Below are 16,387 nucleotides of genomic sequence, written 5' to 3' on the forward strand. Positions count from 1 at the left end.
GACGGGGATAATTCACGCAACGTTACTTCTTGGTGACTTCCCATTTACCATCAACAAAGAAAGCAGACCAGCCAGTGGCTTTTCCGTCTTTTTCTGTGCTGACGTACTGCTGTTTTGTTTTGCGACTGAAACGCACGACGGCTTTGTTACCTTCTTCATCGGTCGCTGGCGCATCGGCCAGGTAACGCAGTTTTTCCGGCAAACGGTCGCGGAAGCGTTGCAGCTCTTCCACCTGCGGCGCGCGGGTCTCACGCGATTTAGGGAACGTATTGGCCGCGAGGAATACACCAGCAGCACCATCACGTAGAACGAAATAAGCGTCTGACTTCTCACACGGCAACTCAGGTAACGGCACCGGATCTTCTTTCGGTGGCGCGACTTCGCCGCTGCGCAGAATTTTACGCGTATTTTTGCAATCGTCATTGGTGCAGGACATGTACTTACCAAAGCGACCCATTTTCAGGTGCATTTCGGAACCACATTTCTCACACTCAACGATCGGACCGTCATAACCCTTGATGCGGAACTCGCCCTGCTCGATCTCATAACCATCACATTCTGGGTTGTTACCACAGACGTGCAGCTTACGCTGAGGGTCGATCAGATAGCTGTCCATCGCAGTGCCACATTTCTGGCAGCGGCGACGGGCGCGCAGTGCGTTCGTTTCCGCGTCATCACCTTCGAGAATATTCAGTACTTCATTCTCAGGGATCAGGTTAATGGTCTGCTTACAACGCTCTTTCGGTGGCAACGCGTAGCCAGAGCACCCGAGGAATACCCCGGTGCTGGCAGTACGGATCCCCATCTGGCGGCTACAGGTTGGGCAGTCAATTGAAGTCAGGACCATCTGATTAGGCTGCATACCGCCTTCTTCAGGATCTTTCTCTGCCTGCGCCAGCTGCTCACTGAACTCACTGAAGAACTTATCCAGCACGGCTTTCCACTGGGCCTCATTCTTCGCGACTTTGTCGAGGTTGTCTTCCATGTGCGCGGTGAAGTCATAGTTCATCAGCTCACGGAAGTTCTCTTCCAGACGGTCGGTAACGATCTCACCCATTTTTTCCGCATAGAATCGACGGCTTTCTACCTTCACATATCCACGATCCTGAATGGTCGAGATAATAGAGGCATAGGTAGAAGGACGGCCGATACCGCGTTTTTCCAGCTCACGAACCAGCGAGGCTTCGCTGAAGCGGGCCGGTGGTTTGGTGAAGTGCTGGCTTGGCACCAGTTGCTGGAGACTGAGCTCACTCCCCACTTCCACAGCAGGCAGCACGCGATCTTCATCACCTTTACGCAGCGCAGCCATCACACGCGTCCAGCCGTCAAAGCGCAACGTGCGCCCTTTCGCCTTCAGTTTGAAATCGCCCGCTTCCACCGTCAGCGTGGTGGAATCGTATTGCGCCGGCATCATCTGGCAGGCAACAAATTGACGCCAGATCAGCTGATACAGCTTCTGCGCGTCGGTTTCCATATCTTTTAGCTGCTCAGACTGCACTTTCACATCCGATGGACGGATGGCTTCATGCGCTTCCTGGGAATTCTCTTTGCTGCTGTAGACGTTGGCGGCTTTCGGCAGGTATTTCGCGCCGAACTCATCTTCGATGTAGCCGCGCACCATGCCGACAGCATCCTGGCTCAGGTTGGTTGAGTCAGTACGCATATAGGTGATATGACCGGCTTCATACAGACGCTGGGCCATCATCATGGTTTTCTTCACGCCAAAGCCAAGACGGGTACTGGCCGCCTGCTGCAGCGTAGAGGTAATAAACGGTGCGCCGGGCTTGCTGCTGGTGGGCTTATCTTCACGATCGGCAACCACATAGCGGGCTTTCTCCAGCAGGCTGACAGCGGCGTAGGTCTGCTCGCGGTTTACCGGACGGAACGGTTTATCGCCCTGATGCGTCACCTGCATCGGCAAATCCACCCCTTTCGGCGTGGTCAGGTCCGCATTCAGATCCCAGTATTCTTCCGGAACAAACGCTTTGATTTCGCGCTCACGCTCAACCACCAGTCGAACGGCGACCGACTGAACACGGCCAGCGGAAAGACCACGTGCCACTTTTTTCCACAGCAGTGGAGACACCATGTAACCCACAACGCGGTCCATAAAGCGGCGCGCCTGCTGGGCATTAACACGGTCAATATTCAGTTCACCCGGCTTTTCAAATGCCTGGCGAATCGCATTCTTGGTGATTTCGTTAAACACCACGCGGCTGTAGCGCGATTCATCGCCACCGATCACTTCCCGCAGGTGCCAGGCAATGGCTTCCCCTTCGCGGTCAAGGTCCGTTGCGAGATAGATATGGTCAGCTTTCTCAGCCAGCGCCTTGAGTTCAGCGACAACTTTTTCCTTGCCCGGCAGGATCTGATAATTCGCATCCCAGCCGTGATAAGGGTCGACGCCCATACGGTTAACTAACGCCGTCTTTTCGTCTTTTTTGACCTTTTTGGTTGTTTTACTGGTTGTAGAGTCAGCGCTCTTTTTAACTGTTGATCCACTGGTCGGCAAATCACGGATATGGCCTACGCTGGATTTCACCACGAAGTCATTACCGAGATATTTATTGATCGTTTTGGCTTTTGCCGGGGACTCAACTATTACGAGAGCTTTTCCCATAGTTACCTTTACCTGATTAAAACATCCGAGAGTAAGTGTGCCGTTTTGCACTCGTCACATCGCGCACTAACGATAGGGTTATCGGGATAACAGATTCAACCCGGTTAACTTTTTATCCATTCCAACATAATAACGCACGTTGCAACCAGTTGATTAACGGTACTTTTTACAACCTGTTAAGCGAATCTCTAACAGAGCGTAAAGTCTGTTTTACGCCCGGAACCCGAAACGCCCACACTCTACCTGATAAAATCTGTTACGCAACTTAATTAGCATCAAGCCCCCATTTACGCCAGGAAAGGCAGCAAAAAGAGATAAATTTGTGCTATTCGCCGCAACGCCCGGGCACCACGAAGCACAGCATTTGTTCACTGAGACGACTGCCTTATAAAGGAAGAAAAAAACGATTTGCCTGCGGATATGATATTTGGATAATCAACCGATTGATAAAAGCGAGATTTTTCCGCTTGAACCCCTTTCTGGCGTTGATTACATTGACCCACCGGTCTACCGCCGCTGCTGCAAAAAAAAGTGACCGGAGGCAGAGAATCGCTTCTCTTTTACGGATATCGCTGCGCTATCGATGTCCTGTTCAACACAAATGGAAACCACATGACCACCTTGATTTATCAGGATGAAAAATCCCACAAATTCTGGACCATTGTACAAAAACAACAGGAACTCCATCTCAGTTGGGGACGTGTGGGAACTCAGGGGCAAAGCCAGATAAAAAGCTTTGATGATGATGAACAGGCCAGAAAAGCGTGCGAGAAGCTCATTAAAGAGAAGAGCCGCAAAGGCTATCTGGCAGCAGGTGAAGATAAACAACAGAGCATCGCTTCTGCTGGCAGTGCAGCCTCAGTCCAGGCCGTGCCACCCGCAGCCGTGGCGCCAGCCAGTCCGAAAAAAACACCGTCCGCCGCGCCAACGGCTGACGAGCCTCTCACCGCTTCCCCCGTAGCCGCTCCCCTCAGCGCCGTCGTCAACCCTGCGGCACCGCTGTGGCTGACAGAAGATGATGCCATTACGCTGCCGCAGAAGCTGTCCGTACTGGCACTCAGCCACCGTGACAGGCCACTCCCGGCCATCGGTAAAGTCGAAGAACCCGCAGAACAGTTACGTCGTCTGAAGGTCTTGAGCCAGGAAACCAAAAAGAACGGCGGCATGGTCCTGGACGGCAGTCGCTGCGATAGCAGCTGGCAGCAGGCGTTCGCCATCGCGCAGGCCTGCCTCGCCGAGGCAAAACCGCTGCCGCAGGACTCCCCGATGGCCGCTGCGGCCCTGATGAAAATCAATCAGACCTATGCGGGGCGCGACACTTCGCTGCTGATCGATGCCATCGTGGCCAGCTATGGCCTGGAGTATGCCGTCGAGATGATCATCGCCAGCCTGCAGATTGGTCTCGACCGGGATTACCGCTCGCGCAACATCTCGTTTTATCCGGCGGATAACCCACCTGCGGGTTACCAGCAGAATATCGTTGATTATGAAATGCGTCTGCGCTGGCACCTCTCTGCGGCACAGCCAGACCTGTGGCAACGCTGCGCAGACCGCCTGGTCGCCGCCCTGCCGCTGATCCCACTCTGGCGTCAGCCGCTGGTGTCATTGCTGCTGCCTGAGCGGCCCGAACTGGCCGATGAAATCACCCTGCGTGCAGGACGCAACCGGGATCTGACGGCGCTGGAGTGGCTGAAAATGACCGCGACGGATGAGGATACCCTGCATGTACTGGAGTATTACCAGGCGTTAGAACTGTTTGATAGCTGGTATTACGGCGAAATACTGACCAGCACTGTGCTGCTGGAGCAGGGTGTGCGCGCGCTACCGCGCCTGGCGCCCTATGCTCACGGCGATCGCTGTGGCGAAGTGCTGATGCACGTCAACCATCCGCAGGCACTCATGATGTTAATTGACGCTGCCGGTAAGGGAAAACGCAGCTATGAGCGCGCAGCAAAAGCCAGTAAACGCTTCCCTCACGCCGCGTTCGCGGCCCTGGTTCGTCTGCTGAACGGTAAAGAGGATGCGCTGTGGCGTAGTCAGCTTCATGCCCTGCTGCACACTCAACCGCAGCTGGCTGCTGAGGTTGCCCCCTGGCTCTCCGCAGAGGAACGCGCTTTGGTGGAGAGCAGTCTTGCGCAGCTGAACGTTAAAACCGACTGCGCCAGCGCGGAGATGTTACCGGCGATCCTCGTGTCACCGCCGTGGACCGTCAAAAAACAGGTCGGCACCATTCCGCAGTTGACGTTATCGGTGCAGCCTGTCGCGCCACAGTTCGACGGCGTGCCAGAAGACCAGCTGTCGATGTGGTCGAATCATCGTAAGCTCAAGGTGGAGGGTCTGAAGACAGAAGAGATCCTCGCGCGTTTTGGCTTCAATTCATGGAACCAGTCATTGCCAGACACAGCGGTGCAGGCCTATGACGAGGATAATTACAGTCAGCTTATTGCCGACTGGGCGACCAACCACTCGCATTACGCCAGTGACTGGAATCTCACTATTTTACCCGGGTTGCCGCGTGAAAAAGGCCTCAACCTGTGGAATGCGCTCAGTACGGAGCATCACACCGGTATTGCGCTGGTCATGGCACATTTCGGCCTGGACGGGCTGCCCGGCTTTATCAACAGTGTTGGCCGCCAGCCGCAGGAAGCGCTACCCGTCGCACTCTGCGTGGGTAGCACCGACCTCGCACCGCTGGTTTCACGGGCGTTTTCCAAACTGAAAACCCTGCGTGCAGAGGCGCGTAACTGGCTGCTGAAGTATCCGGAACATGCGGTAGCTGGCCTGCTGCCGGTGGCTTTCGGCAAAGCCGGAGAAGCGCAGGATCACGCGCGTCTGGCGCTGCGTCTGCTGCTGGATAACGGCTATCAGGAACTGCTGGAAGCGGTGGCTGGACGCTATGCGCAACCCGAGGTGCTGGCAGCGGTCAATGCCCTGGTGCAGCTTGACCCACTGGACGATTTCCCGGCGAAGCGCCCTGCATTGCCGGACTTCTGGCAACCCGTGCTGTGGACACGTCCTCTGCTCCATAACGGTAAAGCCCTGCCGGAGGATGCCCTGATGCACCTCGGCACCATGCTACGATTCCCGACGGAAAATGGCCTGTATCCGGGGCTGGTCCAGGTCAAAGAAGCCTGTACGCCGGACTCACTGGCGGCGTTTGCCTGGGATCTGTACACCGCGTGGATGGCCGCTTCAGCGCCATCAAAAGAGGGCTGGGCGTTCAGCACGCTCGGGCTGTTCGGCAACGATGATATCGCCCGTCAGTTAACCCCGCTGATCCGCAGCTGGCCGGGTGAATCCCAGCATAAACGTGCCGTTGCGGGTCTGGATATTCTGGCGGATATTGGCTCGGATATCGCGCTGATGCAGCTGAACGGTATTGCGCAGAAGCTGAAGTTCAAAGCGCTGCAGGAGCGGGCGCGTGAAAAAATCAGCCAGATTGCCGAAAAACGCGAACTGAGTGTCGCAGAGCTGGAAGACCGCCTGGCACCAGATCTGGGGCTGGATGACAATGGCTCATTGCTGCTTGATTTCGGTCCGCGCCAGTTCAGCGTCAGTTTTGATGAATCACTCAAACCTTTCGTACGCGACAGCAGCGGCAGCCGCCTGAAAGACCTGCCAAAGCCGAACAAGAATGACGATGCTGCGCTGGCGACAGATGCGGTCAATCGCTTCAAATTACTGAAAAAAGATGCGCGCACCATCGCCAGCCAGCAGATCGCCCGTCTGGAAAGCGCAATGTGCCTGCGCCGCCGCTGGACAGAAGCCCAGTTCATCCAGTTCCTGGTGGGTCATCCGCTGGTCGGTCACCTGACCCGCCGCCTGGTGTGGGGTGCCTATGATGCCGATAACCAGTTGCTGAGCTGCTTCCGCGTCGCGGAAGACAACAGTTACAGCACCGCAGACGATGACCTGTTCACACTGCCGCATAACGCTGTTGAAATCGGTATTCCGCATATTCTGGAAATGCCGCCCGAAGATGCCGCCGCCTTTGGTCAGCTGTTTGCCGATTATGAACTGCTACCGCCCTTCCGCCAGTTGGATCGTAACCGCTATCTGCTGACCGCTGAAGAGCGTGAAGCCACCGATTTACAACGCTGGCAGGGCAGGCTCTGCCCAAGTGGACGTCTGGCCGGACTGACCAGCAAAGGCTGGCTGCGTGGCGTGCCACAGGATGCGGGATGGATCTGCTGGATGTTAAAACCCCTGGGGGACCTGACGCTGGTGCTGGAAATGGGTGAAGGCCTGGGCGTTGGCATGGCACCGGATGAATTTAACAAGGAGCAGTCGCTGGCAAGCATCTGGCTGTGGCACGGCGATGCCCACCAATATGGCTGGGGCCAGCAGCACCCGCAAAAGCATCCGTTCTCACAACTGCATCCGATTACCGCCAGCGAAATGCTGAGTGATATTGATGCGCTGTTTGATTAATGCCTGAACCCGTTTGTTAAGGAAAGACCATGTCTGATGTATTGCAGCGGCCCCCGGCCGCGGTACTTTAAGCTGCGGAACTGGCGCGGCTGAAACAGGATGACAGTGGCCCCCTGCCCCCCGGCTGGCAACTCAGTCTGCCGGCAGCACGGGCATTTATCCTGGGCGATGATGCCCGGGATATCAGTGCAAAAGTCGTCACGTCGATCGCCAGCGTTGAGCGCATGCTGGTGACGCTGGCCACCGGGCGCGGTCTGATGCTGGTCGGTGAACCCGGCACCGCAAAATCGCTGCTGTCAGAGCTGCTGGCAACCGCCATCAGCGGTGATGCAGGGCTGACCATTCAGGGCGGCGCATCGGTGACAGAAGATCAGATTAAATACGCCTGGAACTATGCCTTACTGATTAACCAGGGGCCATCAACTGATGCCCTGGTCCCGGCCCCGCTTTATCAGGGCATGCGTGAGGGTAAAATCGTACGTTTCGAAGAGATCACCCGCGCACCGCTCGAAGTGCAGGACTGCCTGCTGGGGATGCTGTCTGACCGCGTGATGACCGTGCCGGAACTGAGCGGTGATGACAGCCAGCTGTATGCCCGTGAAGGCTTCAATATTATCGCCACCGCCAACACCCGCGATCGTGGCGTTAACGAGATGAGTGCCGCGCTGAAACGCCGCTTTGACTTCGAAACCGTGTTCCCGATTATGAATTTCGAGCAGGAGCTGGCGCTGGTCTCTTCTGCGTCTGCACGTCTGCTGACGCACAGCGGCATCCCGCATAAAGTGCCGGATGACGTGCTGGAACTGCTGGTGCAAACCTTCCGCGATCTGCGCAGCGGTGGAGAGAAAAAAAGCGCGATGGACAGCCTGAACGCCATTATGTCGACGGCTGAAGCGGTCAATGTGGCACATGCGGTGGGCGTGCGCGCCTGGTTCCTGCAACAGCGCGCCGGTGAACCGGCTGACCTGGTTGACTGCATTGGTGGCACCATCGTCAAAGATAATGAAGACGATCGCGCACGCCTGCAACGCTACTTTGAGCAGCGCGTCGGTAACCGTAAAGAAGCGCACTGGCAGGCGTATTACCAGGCGCGTCACCGGCTGCCATGACCCTCCCGGCAACAGATCGTCCTCCAGTCACGATGCCCCCGGCCGGTGAACCGCTCATCCTCGGCATCCGCCACCACAGCCCGGCCTGCGCCAGGTGGGTTAAGCACAGCATCGAACAGCTACGCCCGGCCTGGGTATTGATTGAAGGCCCGGCGGATTTTAACCCCCGACTTGATGAACTGCGGCTGGCGCATCAGTTGCCGATCGCCATTTACGGTTACTGCCAGTTTCAGGATCACGATACGCCCGGTATCGGTGCCTGGACACCGTTTGCCGAATGGTCACCTGAATGGCAGGCACTGCTGGCCGCACAACGGCTGAAGGCCGAAACGCGTTTTATCGATGTGCCGATCTGGGCGCAGACAACCGACGATGACGAAGACGACAGCGACAGCCAGCACTATCATCAGCGCCAGCAGGCGATGATGGCGGCCTGCGGGATGGAGAGCAGCGATGCGTTATGGGACCATCTGTTCGAAGATGACGATCAGCATAACGAACTCCCCCGCACGCTGGATCGGTGGTTTCAGCAACTGCGTGACGGTTGCCCTGGCAGCCCGCAGGATCGGCAGCGCGAAGCTTATATGGCTCGCTGGATCGCCTGGGCGATGGCACAGGATAACGGCCCGGTGCTGGTGGTCTGCGGAGGCTGGCATGCTCCAGTCCTTGCCCGTCTGTGGCGCAGCGTTTCAGATACCAGGGAACCCGGGCTGCCTGACCCACCCCTTACCGGTGCCGTCACCGGCAGCTATCTGACCCCCTACAGTGAAACGCGGCTGGATGTGCTGGCAGGCTATCTCTCCGGGATGCCCGCGCCGGTGTGGCAGCACTGGTGTTGGCAATACGGGCTGCAACAGGCCGGGCAGCGTCTGCTGGAAACCGTTCTGACCCATCTGCGCCGCCAGCATCTGCCCGCCTCAACCGCGGATATGACCAATGTCGTCTCCATGGCGCGGGGGCTGGCGGCACTGCGCGGGCACCGGCTACCGCTGCGCAACGACTGGCTGGATGCGCTGGCGGGCAGTCTGATCAAAGAAGCCCTGCATACACCATTACCGTGGAGCTATCGCGGTCAGTTACAGGCGGGCACGGATCCGATTCTGATCACCCTGGTAGACGTGCTGGCAGGACATCGCTTTGGCGAACTGGCCGCCGACACACCACAACCCCCCTTACCCCAGGATGTGATACGCGAGCTTGCGCACGCCAGCATTACGCTCCCGTCCACCCTGACCCTTAACCGCTTTGATGCGGAAGGATTAGGGCAAAGTCAGGTGCTGCATCGCCTTGCGGTGCTGGATATCCCCGGCATTCTCTGCCAGCAGGGCCACACGCTGGCGCTTTCCGGTGACGGTGAAGAGCAGTGGACGCTGACCCGGCCGTTGCAGCAACATGCCGCCCTGATCGAAGCCGCACGCTATGGCGCCACGCTGATCGAGGCCGCGCGCAACCGTCTGGAATCCGCGATGGCCGGGGCCGATGACATTGCGTCACTGGCCGCCTGGCTGCAACGCGCCGCCCTCGCCGGGCTGTCCACATTCAGCCTGCAACTGCTCTCCCGGCTGGAGCAGCAGATCGCGCTGGAGAGTCAGTTTGAGCAGATGGGCCCCGCGATGGAGATCCTCTACGCGCTGTGGCGCCACGACACCTTCAACGGAATGCGCGACGCCGCCATCCTGCACACCACTCTACGGGCAGCGATAGACCGCACATTGTGGCTGGCGGAGTCGACCGGGCTGATTGATGCCACGCAGATCAATGCCCATCTGCACAGCTGGCAGGCACTGTGCCATATTTTGCGCGATGAGCAGAGTCACCCGCAGCCCGATCGCGCTCTGGTGCTGTTGCCGCGTGCGCTTGCCGTGCTGGAACGCCGCTGCCGTGCAGCGGAGGCGAGTGCGCTCAGTCGCGGCGCGGCGCGGGGGGCGTTGATCCGTCTGGAGCACCCCAGCGCCGATGCAGAGGCGGCACTGGCGCTGCTGGCTGCACTGCCTGCGGCACGGCTGGGCGAGGCACTGCACGGACTCATCGCGCTGGCACGCCACCAGTTGGCATCACATCCGGCCTTTGTGGCCGGGTTTAATCAGCAACTGATGCAGCTGGCGGACGATCAGTTTATCGCCGCCCTGCCCGATCTGCGTGCCGCACTGGCGTGGCTACCGCCGCGCGAACGGGCAGCGCTTGCACGTCAGGTGCTGGCGCATTACCAGCTCTCCCACTTGCCAGAACATCTGTTACAAACGCCGCTGCCGGATGCCTGTGCTCCTGCCGATTTTCTTCGTCACCAGCAACAGGAGCAGCGCGCCGTCGATGCGCTCCGCGCCTGGGGCATACTGTGAGGACCCCGGATGCCTGAACTCTCCGATATGTTCACCAGCACTGAGCTACAACGCTGGCGGCTGATGCTCGGTGAGGCTGCGGAAAGCAGTCTTGGCGGGCTTGATGAACATGCCCGCGCGGTGGATAACGCCCTGGAGTGGCTGTACGGTCGCGATCCGCAGCGCCTGCAACGCGGTGAGCGCCACGGCGGCAGCGAGGGATCGCAGCTCACCACCCCGCAATGGATCAACGCCATCCATCAACTGTTCCCTGCAGAGGTGATTGAACGGCTGGAAAGTGACGCCGTATTGCGCTTCGGCATCGATGATGTGGTCACCAACATTGAGGTGCTGGAACGCATCGCCCCCTCTGAAGGCCTGCTGCGCGCGGTGTTGCACACCAAACACCTGATGAATCCACAGGTGTTACAGGCCGCCCGACGTCTGGTGCGTCAGGTGGTGGAACAGATTATGGCGCGGCTGGCGACTGAGGTCCGGCAGGCGTTTTCCGGCACCCGCGACCGCCGACGCCGATCGCCGGTGGCCATTGCCCGTAACTTCGATTTTAAAGGCACACTGCGTGATAACCTGCACCGCTGGGACCCACAGCGCGGACGCCTGTTTATTGAATCCCCGGTCTTTATGAGTCGGGTAAAACGCCACAGCGAGAAATGGCAGCTCATTTTGCTGGTCGATCAGAGCGGATCGATGGTGGATTCGGTGATCCACTCCGCCGTGATGGCCGCCTGTCTCTGGCAGCTACCGGGGATCCGTACCCATCTGGTGGCATTCGACACCAGCGTAGTGGATCTGACGGCTGACGTGCAGGACCCGGTTGACCTGCTGATGAAAGTTCAGTTGGGTGGCGGCACCGATATTGGTAAAGCCGTGCAGTATGCGCGGCAGCTGATCGAACAGCCGCAAAAAAGCGCGATTGTACTGGTCAGCGATTTCTTCGAGGGCGGATCGCCCTCACTGTTGGTCAACCAGGTCAGGCAGTGTGTGCAGAGCGGCAGCAAAGTGCTGGGACTGGCCGCACTCGACAGTAAAGCCGCCCCCAGCTATGACCGTGATATGGCCCAACGGCTGGTCAATGCCGGGGCACAGATTGCAGCCATGACGCCGGGTGAACTGGCGGCCTGGCTGGCGGAGAATCTGCAATCATGAGTGAGATGCTACGCAGCGAGCTGCTCGAACTGACCCCGCAGGCGTTAATCGCCCTCAGCAATGCGGGTTTCGTTAAACGCAGCCAGAAAGAGATCGCCGCCGGAAATCTGCCCTCGTTCAGCGATAAGGACGGCGTGCTGACAGCGCAGTTTAGCGATGGCATCCAGACCCGGTTGAGCCAGGGTCAGGCATTGAAAGAAGCACAGTGTAGCTGTGGGGCCAGCAACATGTGCCGCCATCGGGTTATGCTGGTGCTCGGCTATCAACAACGGTGTGCCACTGAAGCGCCAGTCCCCGCCGCCTCTGTCCGCTGGCAGCCCGGCGAGTGGCTGGCGGAACTACGCTCACTGCCTGCAGCAACGCTAAAACGCGCACAGCAACTGGCTGATAAAGGGCTGGTGATAGAACTCCAGTGCGAACCCGGAAAGGTGCCCGCAGCGAAACTGCCGATGAGCGATGTGCGTTTTTTTTCACGCAGCAGCATGCAGTTTGCCCGTTGCGACTGCGTTGAAGGCACGCTGTGCGAACATATCATTCTCGCGGTGCAGGCCTTTGCCGCGGCCGAAGCACAGCATCCGGGTTTTGAACACCTCGTCTGGCAATTACAGGGCGAACGGCAGGATGATGTGACTGACCTGGCGGAGAGTGAAGGCAATCTGGCAGAGCTTTGTCACCTGAGCCACCAGCTATGGAGCCGTGGGCTCAGCCAGCCTTCTGTCACCTTTGCTCCGCTACTGACTCAGGCACAACGCAGCGCTCAGCAGGCAAACTGGCGCTGGGTGACACTGTCACTCCAGCAGATTGCAGAGGGCATCGACCACTTTCATCAGCGCGCATCCCATTATCGCGCCGGGCTGTTTCTCAGCCAGTTCGCCGGGTTAACAGCTCGTGTGCTGGCTGCCCGCGAGATGGTACGCGTGGCCTCGGAGGGCAAAACGCCCGCACAACCCTGGCGCAACATTGTCGGCCTCGGGATTCAGGATCGGGTCAGACTCGACCATCTGCGGCTGGTATCACTCGGCATGGAATGCTGGCAGGACGACCAGCATTACGCGGTACGCATCTGGTTTACCGATCCGGATACGGGCAGCGTTCTGCATCTGTCCCGCCAGTGGCCGCTGGCTGAACAGCAAAATGCACCCGGCTGGCAGCGCCGTATTGCGGGTTTCCAGGCTTCAATCCTGGCAGGTGGGCAAATCATCTCGCAGGCGGCACAGCGCGATGCGCGCGGGGAATTACACCTGGCGGCGCGCGATCGTCTGACTAGCGTCGCGCCCCTGACGCCCTCGGCATGGGAGATGCCCGAGTTTCCCCTTTGCCAGCCGGGTGTCGAAGCCCTGCGGCACCATCTGCAACAACGCCCGCCCGCTTTCACCCGACCACTTAGCCACAGTGATAGCCTGTTTATCCTGCCGCTGGGTGAATGTCTGGATATCCGCTGGGATGCCGGGCGACAAACGCTGGAAGCTGATGTTATCAGCGGTGCAGGTGAAGAAAATGTTCTGCGGTTATCACTGAGTGCATCGCCTTCGGCCCCACGCGCCATTGACTGTCTGACGGCCCTGCTGCAACAGCAGGATGATCCGCCCTGCAAGGTCTCCGGTCGGGTATCGGTGGTGGACGGTGTTCTGGTGCTGGAACCGCTGGTGATCATGACGCGCCAGCGTGCCTGGGTGCTGAATGCCGGGAACCCGCCATCTCAGGCGCTGCCTGTCAGCGCATCCCCTCCGGCATTACCGCTGCCTCTGGCCCTGCTACAGCAGTGCCAGCAGATGCTGATCCAGTGGCTACACAACGGGTTGTGCCACCAGGAACAGCGTGCCTGTCGTGAAGCGGAAACGCTGGCGCAGGCGCTGGATGGATGCGGCTTTGAACGGCTGGCACGTCTGCTGCGTCATCTGCCTGCATTACTGGCGGGTACGGATCATGAGCGGCTGGTGAATACGCTGAACGCGATTGTGTTGCTGCGGGATGAACTGGAACAACAGTGTCTACTGACGCTGCAGGACGCGAACGCCCGTTAAAAGTATCACGCCCGCAGACGCGGGCGTGATGAGGATTACAGCAGCGGTTTATCACCACGCTGCCAGAGACGCAGCAGCAGACGTTCAACACTACCCGTCGCGCTATCGGTAAAGCGGCTCATCACCCCTTTGCGGCGCGCATAACGCACCCCAATCACCTGGTGTTTCTCCATCTGAGCGATAATCAGATCATCACTGGTGCTGATGGCATCAACCAGGCCTTTATCCAGCGCCTGCGTCCCGTACCAGTGCTCCCCGGTCGCGACACTGTCAATATCCAGCGAAGGACGCATCTGGTGTACAAACTGCTTAAACAGCAGGTGCGTTTCATTCAGGTCCTCACGGAATTTCTCGCGTCCCTGCTCGGTATTCTCACCAAACAGCGTCAGCGTACGTTTGTATTCCCCGGCCGTGTGCAGCTCAACGTCAATCTCATTGCGCTTCAGCAGACGGTTAAAGTTAGGGATTTGCGCCACCACGCCAATGGATCCGATGATCGAGAACGGAGCGGCAACGATACGATCCGCCACACAGGCCATCATATAACCGCCGCTCGCCGCCACTTTATCAACGGCCACCGTCAGCGGGATTTTCTTCTCACGCAGGCGCTGAAGCTGAGAGGCTGCCAGGCCGTAACCATGCACCACGCCGCCAGGACTTTCCAGACGCAGCAGGACTTCATCCCCGGCCGTCGCCACTGCCATGACCGCCGACACCTCCTCACGCAGCGAGGAGACTTCACCGGCATCCATGCTGCCTTTGAAATCGATCACATACAGCGTGGGTTTCGTCGCTGCCGGTGGACGCCCCAGCTTCGCCTGCTGTTTGGCGGTTTTTGCCTCCAGCTTCTCTTTTTTCTTCTGCTCTTTGTGCCACAGTTTTTGCTGTAACGGCTTCATCTTCGCCAGCCGCATCGTATCCTGCATTTCCGTGTAGCGTTCATCCAGGTGGGTCAGTTTTAGCTGGCCGCTCTGGGCGCGTTTCCGCATGGCAAGATTAGCGATCACCACGGCGATGGCCACAATCGCCACCACAACGGTGACGGTTTTTGCCAGAAAAAGTCCATAATAAGAGAGTAAGTCCACTCAAACCGCCTTGATTTACATTATGTTAGAGATTGACTTATTGTAGCGGAGTCGCGCTCAGGAGTCGCCTGCTGACGTGACTTCACCGTAAATCCGGGCAGCGCGATTGAACTCATCACCGTTTTCAGGCATAAATCACTTTATTCAATCCGTGCAAAGGCTTACGTCAGCCAGGACCATCAGCCCGCGGATATCATCCCCATCGCCAGAGGATCTTTACGTGCATTATCAACCGAAAAGCGATCTGCTTAATCACCGAATTATTCTTGTGACCGGCGCCAGCGATGGCATCGGGCGCGAGGCCGCCCTCTCCTATGCCCGCTACGGCGCGCAGTTGGTGCTACTGGGCCGCAATGCCGAAAAACTGCAACGGGTCTGTGATGAAGTGAATCAGCACAGCAAAGCCCCGGCGTTGTGGTTTACTCTCGATCTGGAAACTGCGACGCCGGAAAGCTGCCATCAGCTGGCACAGTCGGTAGCAGCAGAGGTGCCGCGCCTGGACGGCGTGCTGCATAACGCCGGGTTGTTAGGTGACGTCGTACCGATGGATCAGCAGGACCCGGCGACCTGGCAGCAGGTAATGCGCGTCAATATCGACGGCACGTTTTTCCTGACCCAGGCCCTGCTGCCGCTGCTGCTGAAGTCCGATGCTGCTTCGCTGGTGTTCACCTCTTCCAGCGTTGGCCGCCAGGGGCGTGCAGGCTGGGGTGCCTATTCGGTGTCGAAGTTTGCCACCGAAGGCATGATGCAGGTGCTTGCCGAAGAGTACGATGCACGCCAGCTACGGGTGAACTGCATAAATCCCGGAGGCACCCGCACCAAAATGCGCGCCAGTGCCTTCCCACAGGAAGATGCCAATAAGCTGAAAACCCCTGCCGACATTATGCCGCTTTATCTCTGGCTGATGGGTGATGACAGTAAACGTAAAACCGGGATCAGCTTTGATGCGCAGCCTGGACGTAAACCAGGAGCAGCAGAATAATGGCCGCAGAAGATCGTCATCAACAGCGCCAGCAGCGACTGAAAGAGCAGGTGGACGCGCGCATTGCGGCGGCGACCGATGTTCGCGGTATTCTGATGGTATTTACTGGTAACGGTAAAGGAAAAACCACGGCGGCGTTTGGCACCGCCACGCGTGCCGTCGGGCATCAGAAGCGTGTCGGCGTCATCCAGTTTATCAAAGGCGAATGGCCCAACGGTGAGCGTAACCTGCTGGAGCCTCATGGCGTAGAGTTTCAGGTGATGTCCACCGGATTTACCTGGGACACGCAAAACCGTGAAACGGACACCGCCGCCTGCCTGAGCGTGTGGCAGCATGGCAAACGCATGTTGCAGGATCCCACGCTGGACCTGGTGGTGCTGGATGAACTGACCTATATGGTGAGTTTTGACTATCTGCCGCTGGAAGAGGTGCTTGAGGCATTGCAACAACGCCCTGTTCATCAGAGTGTGATTATCACTGGCCGCGGCTGTCATCGGGAGATTCTGGAGCAGGCGGATACCGTCAGTGAAATGCGCCCGGTTAAGCATGCCTTTGATGCCGGGATCCAGGCACAGCAGGGCATAGACTGGTAAGCGCTATAACGCAAAAGGGACCCGAAGGTCCCTTTTGACATCACACACTGCATCACGC

At 58.3% G+C, this 16,387-nt stretch carries 9 protein-coding genes; 7 read left to right on the forward strand and 2 right to left on the reverse strand.

All coding sequences use genetic code 11. The features are described from left to right. Window positions 1-22: 22 nt before the first annotated feature. Window positions 23-2,620: a type I DNA topoisomerase gene (gene topA / locus WH277_RS26600; RefSeq protein WP_339507375.1), complete on the reverse strand. Its 2,598-nt coding sequence runs from the start codon at window positions 2,618-2,620 to the stop codon at window positions 23-25. A gap of 612 nt (window positions 2,621-3,232) precedes the next feature. On the opposite strand from topA, the gene WH277_RS26605 reads away from it, so the two are divergent. The 5 genes from WH277_RS26605 to WH277_RS26625 all read left to right on the forward strand — a co-directional run bounded on the left by WH277_RS26605 (window position 3,233) and on the right by WH277_RS26625 (window position 13,669). Beyond that, window positions 3,233-7,051 (forward strand): WGR and DUF4132 domain-containing protein, encoded by a 3,819-nt coding sequence (locus WH277_RS26605; RefSeq protein ID WP_339507376.1) that lies wholly within the window; start codon window positions 3,233-3,235, stop codon window positions 7,049-7,051. Window positions 7,052-7,131: 80 nt separating this feature from the next. Further along, window positions 7,132-8,160, forward strand: a complete 1,029-nt coding sequence (locus WH277_RS26610) for an ATP-binding protein (RefSeq protein ID WP_339507438.1) — start codon at window positions 7,132-7,134, stop codon at window positions 8,158-8,160. A gap of 32 nt (window positions 8,161-8,192) precedes the next feature. Next, window positions 8,193-10,499, forward strand: coding sequence for a DUF5682 family protein (locus WH277_RS26615; RefSeq protein ID WP_339507440.1), 2,307 nt, complete (start codon window positions 8,193-8,195; stop codon window positions 10,497-10,499). 9 nt (window positions 10,500-10,508) lie between these two features. Further along, a complete protein-coding gene (locus WH277_RS26620; protein ID WP_339507377.1) occupies window positions 10,509-11,645 on the forward strand; it encodes a vWA domain-containing protein in 1,137 nt (378 codons plus the stop codon). A gap of 5 nt (window positions 11,646-11,650) precedes the next feature. Continuing rightward, the gene (locus tag WH277_RS26625) at window positions 11,651-13,669 is read left to right on the forward strand and encodes an SWIM zinc finger family protein (protein WP_339507441.1); all 2,019 of its coding nucleotides are present in this window, start codon (window positions 11,651-11,653) and stop codon (window positions 13,667-13,669) included. A 35-nt stretch (window positions 13,670-13,704) separates the two neighbouring features. On the opposite strand, the gene sohB is transcribed toward WH277_RS26625, so the two are convergent. Next, entirely contained in the window at window positions 13,705-14,754 is a 1,050-nt protein-coding gene (sohB, locus tag WH277_RS26630; RefSeq protein ID WP_133841904.1) for a protease SohB, read from the reverse strand. A 220-nt stretch (window positions 14,755-14,974) separates the two neighbouring features. On the opposite strand from sohB, the gene WH277_RS26635 reads away from it, so the two are divergent. Both WH277_RS26635 and cobO read left to right on the forward strand, forming a co-directional pair. Beyond that, window positions 14,975-15,736: a YciK family oxidoreductase gene (locus WH277_RS26635; RefSeq protein ID WP_339507378.1), complete on the forward strand. Its 762-nt coding sequence runs from the start codon at window positions 14,975-14,977 to the stop codon at window positions 15,734-15,736. Beyond that, window positions 15,736-16,329 (forward strand): cob(I)yrinic acid a,c-diamide adenosyltransferase, encoded by a 594-nt coding sequence (gene cobO, locus WH277_RS26640; protein ID WP_133841902.1) that lies wholly within the window; start codon window positions 15,736-15,738, stop codon window positions 16,327-16,329. Before WH277_RS26635 ends, cobO begins: the two co-directional genes overlap by 1 nt. Window positions 16,330-16,387: the final 58 nt, after the last annotated feature.

The organism is Erwinia sp. MYb416 (genome assembly GCF_037479575.1).
Lineage (GTDB): Bacteria > Pseudomonadota > Gammaproteobacteria > Enterobacterales > Enterobacteriaceae > Erwinia > Erwinia rhapontici.

Excerpts from the sequence above, each read along its gene's own strand:
- topA (WP_339507375.1), bottom strand. The coding sequence starts at position 2,620 with ATGGGAAAAGCTCTCGTAATAGTTGAGTCCCCGGCAAAAGCCAAAACG.
- WH277_RS26605 (WP_339507376.1), top strand. The coding sequence starts at position 3,233 with ATGACCACCTTGATTTATCAGGATGAAAAATCCCACAAATTCTGGACC.
- WH277_RS26615 (WP_339507440.1), top strand. The coding sequence starts at position 8,193 with ATGCCCCCGGCCGGTGAACCGCTCATCCTCGGCATCCGCCACCACAGC.
- WH277_RS26620 (WP_339507377.1), top strand. The coding sequence starts at position 10,509 with ATGCCTGAACTCTCCGATATGTTCACCAGCACTGAGCTACAACGCTGG.
- WH277_RS26625 (WP_339507441.1), top strand. The coding sequence starts at position 11,651 with ATGCTACGCAGCGAGCTGCTCGAACTGACCCCGCAGGCGTTAATCGCC.
- cobO (WP_133841902.1), top strand. The coding sequence starts at position 15,736 with ATGGCCGCAGAAGATCGTCATCAACAGCGCCAGCAGCGACTGAAAGAG.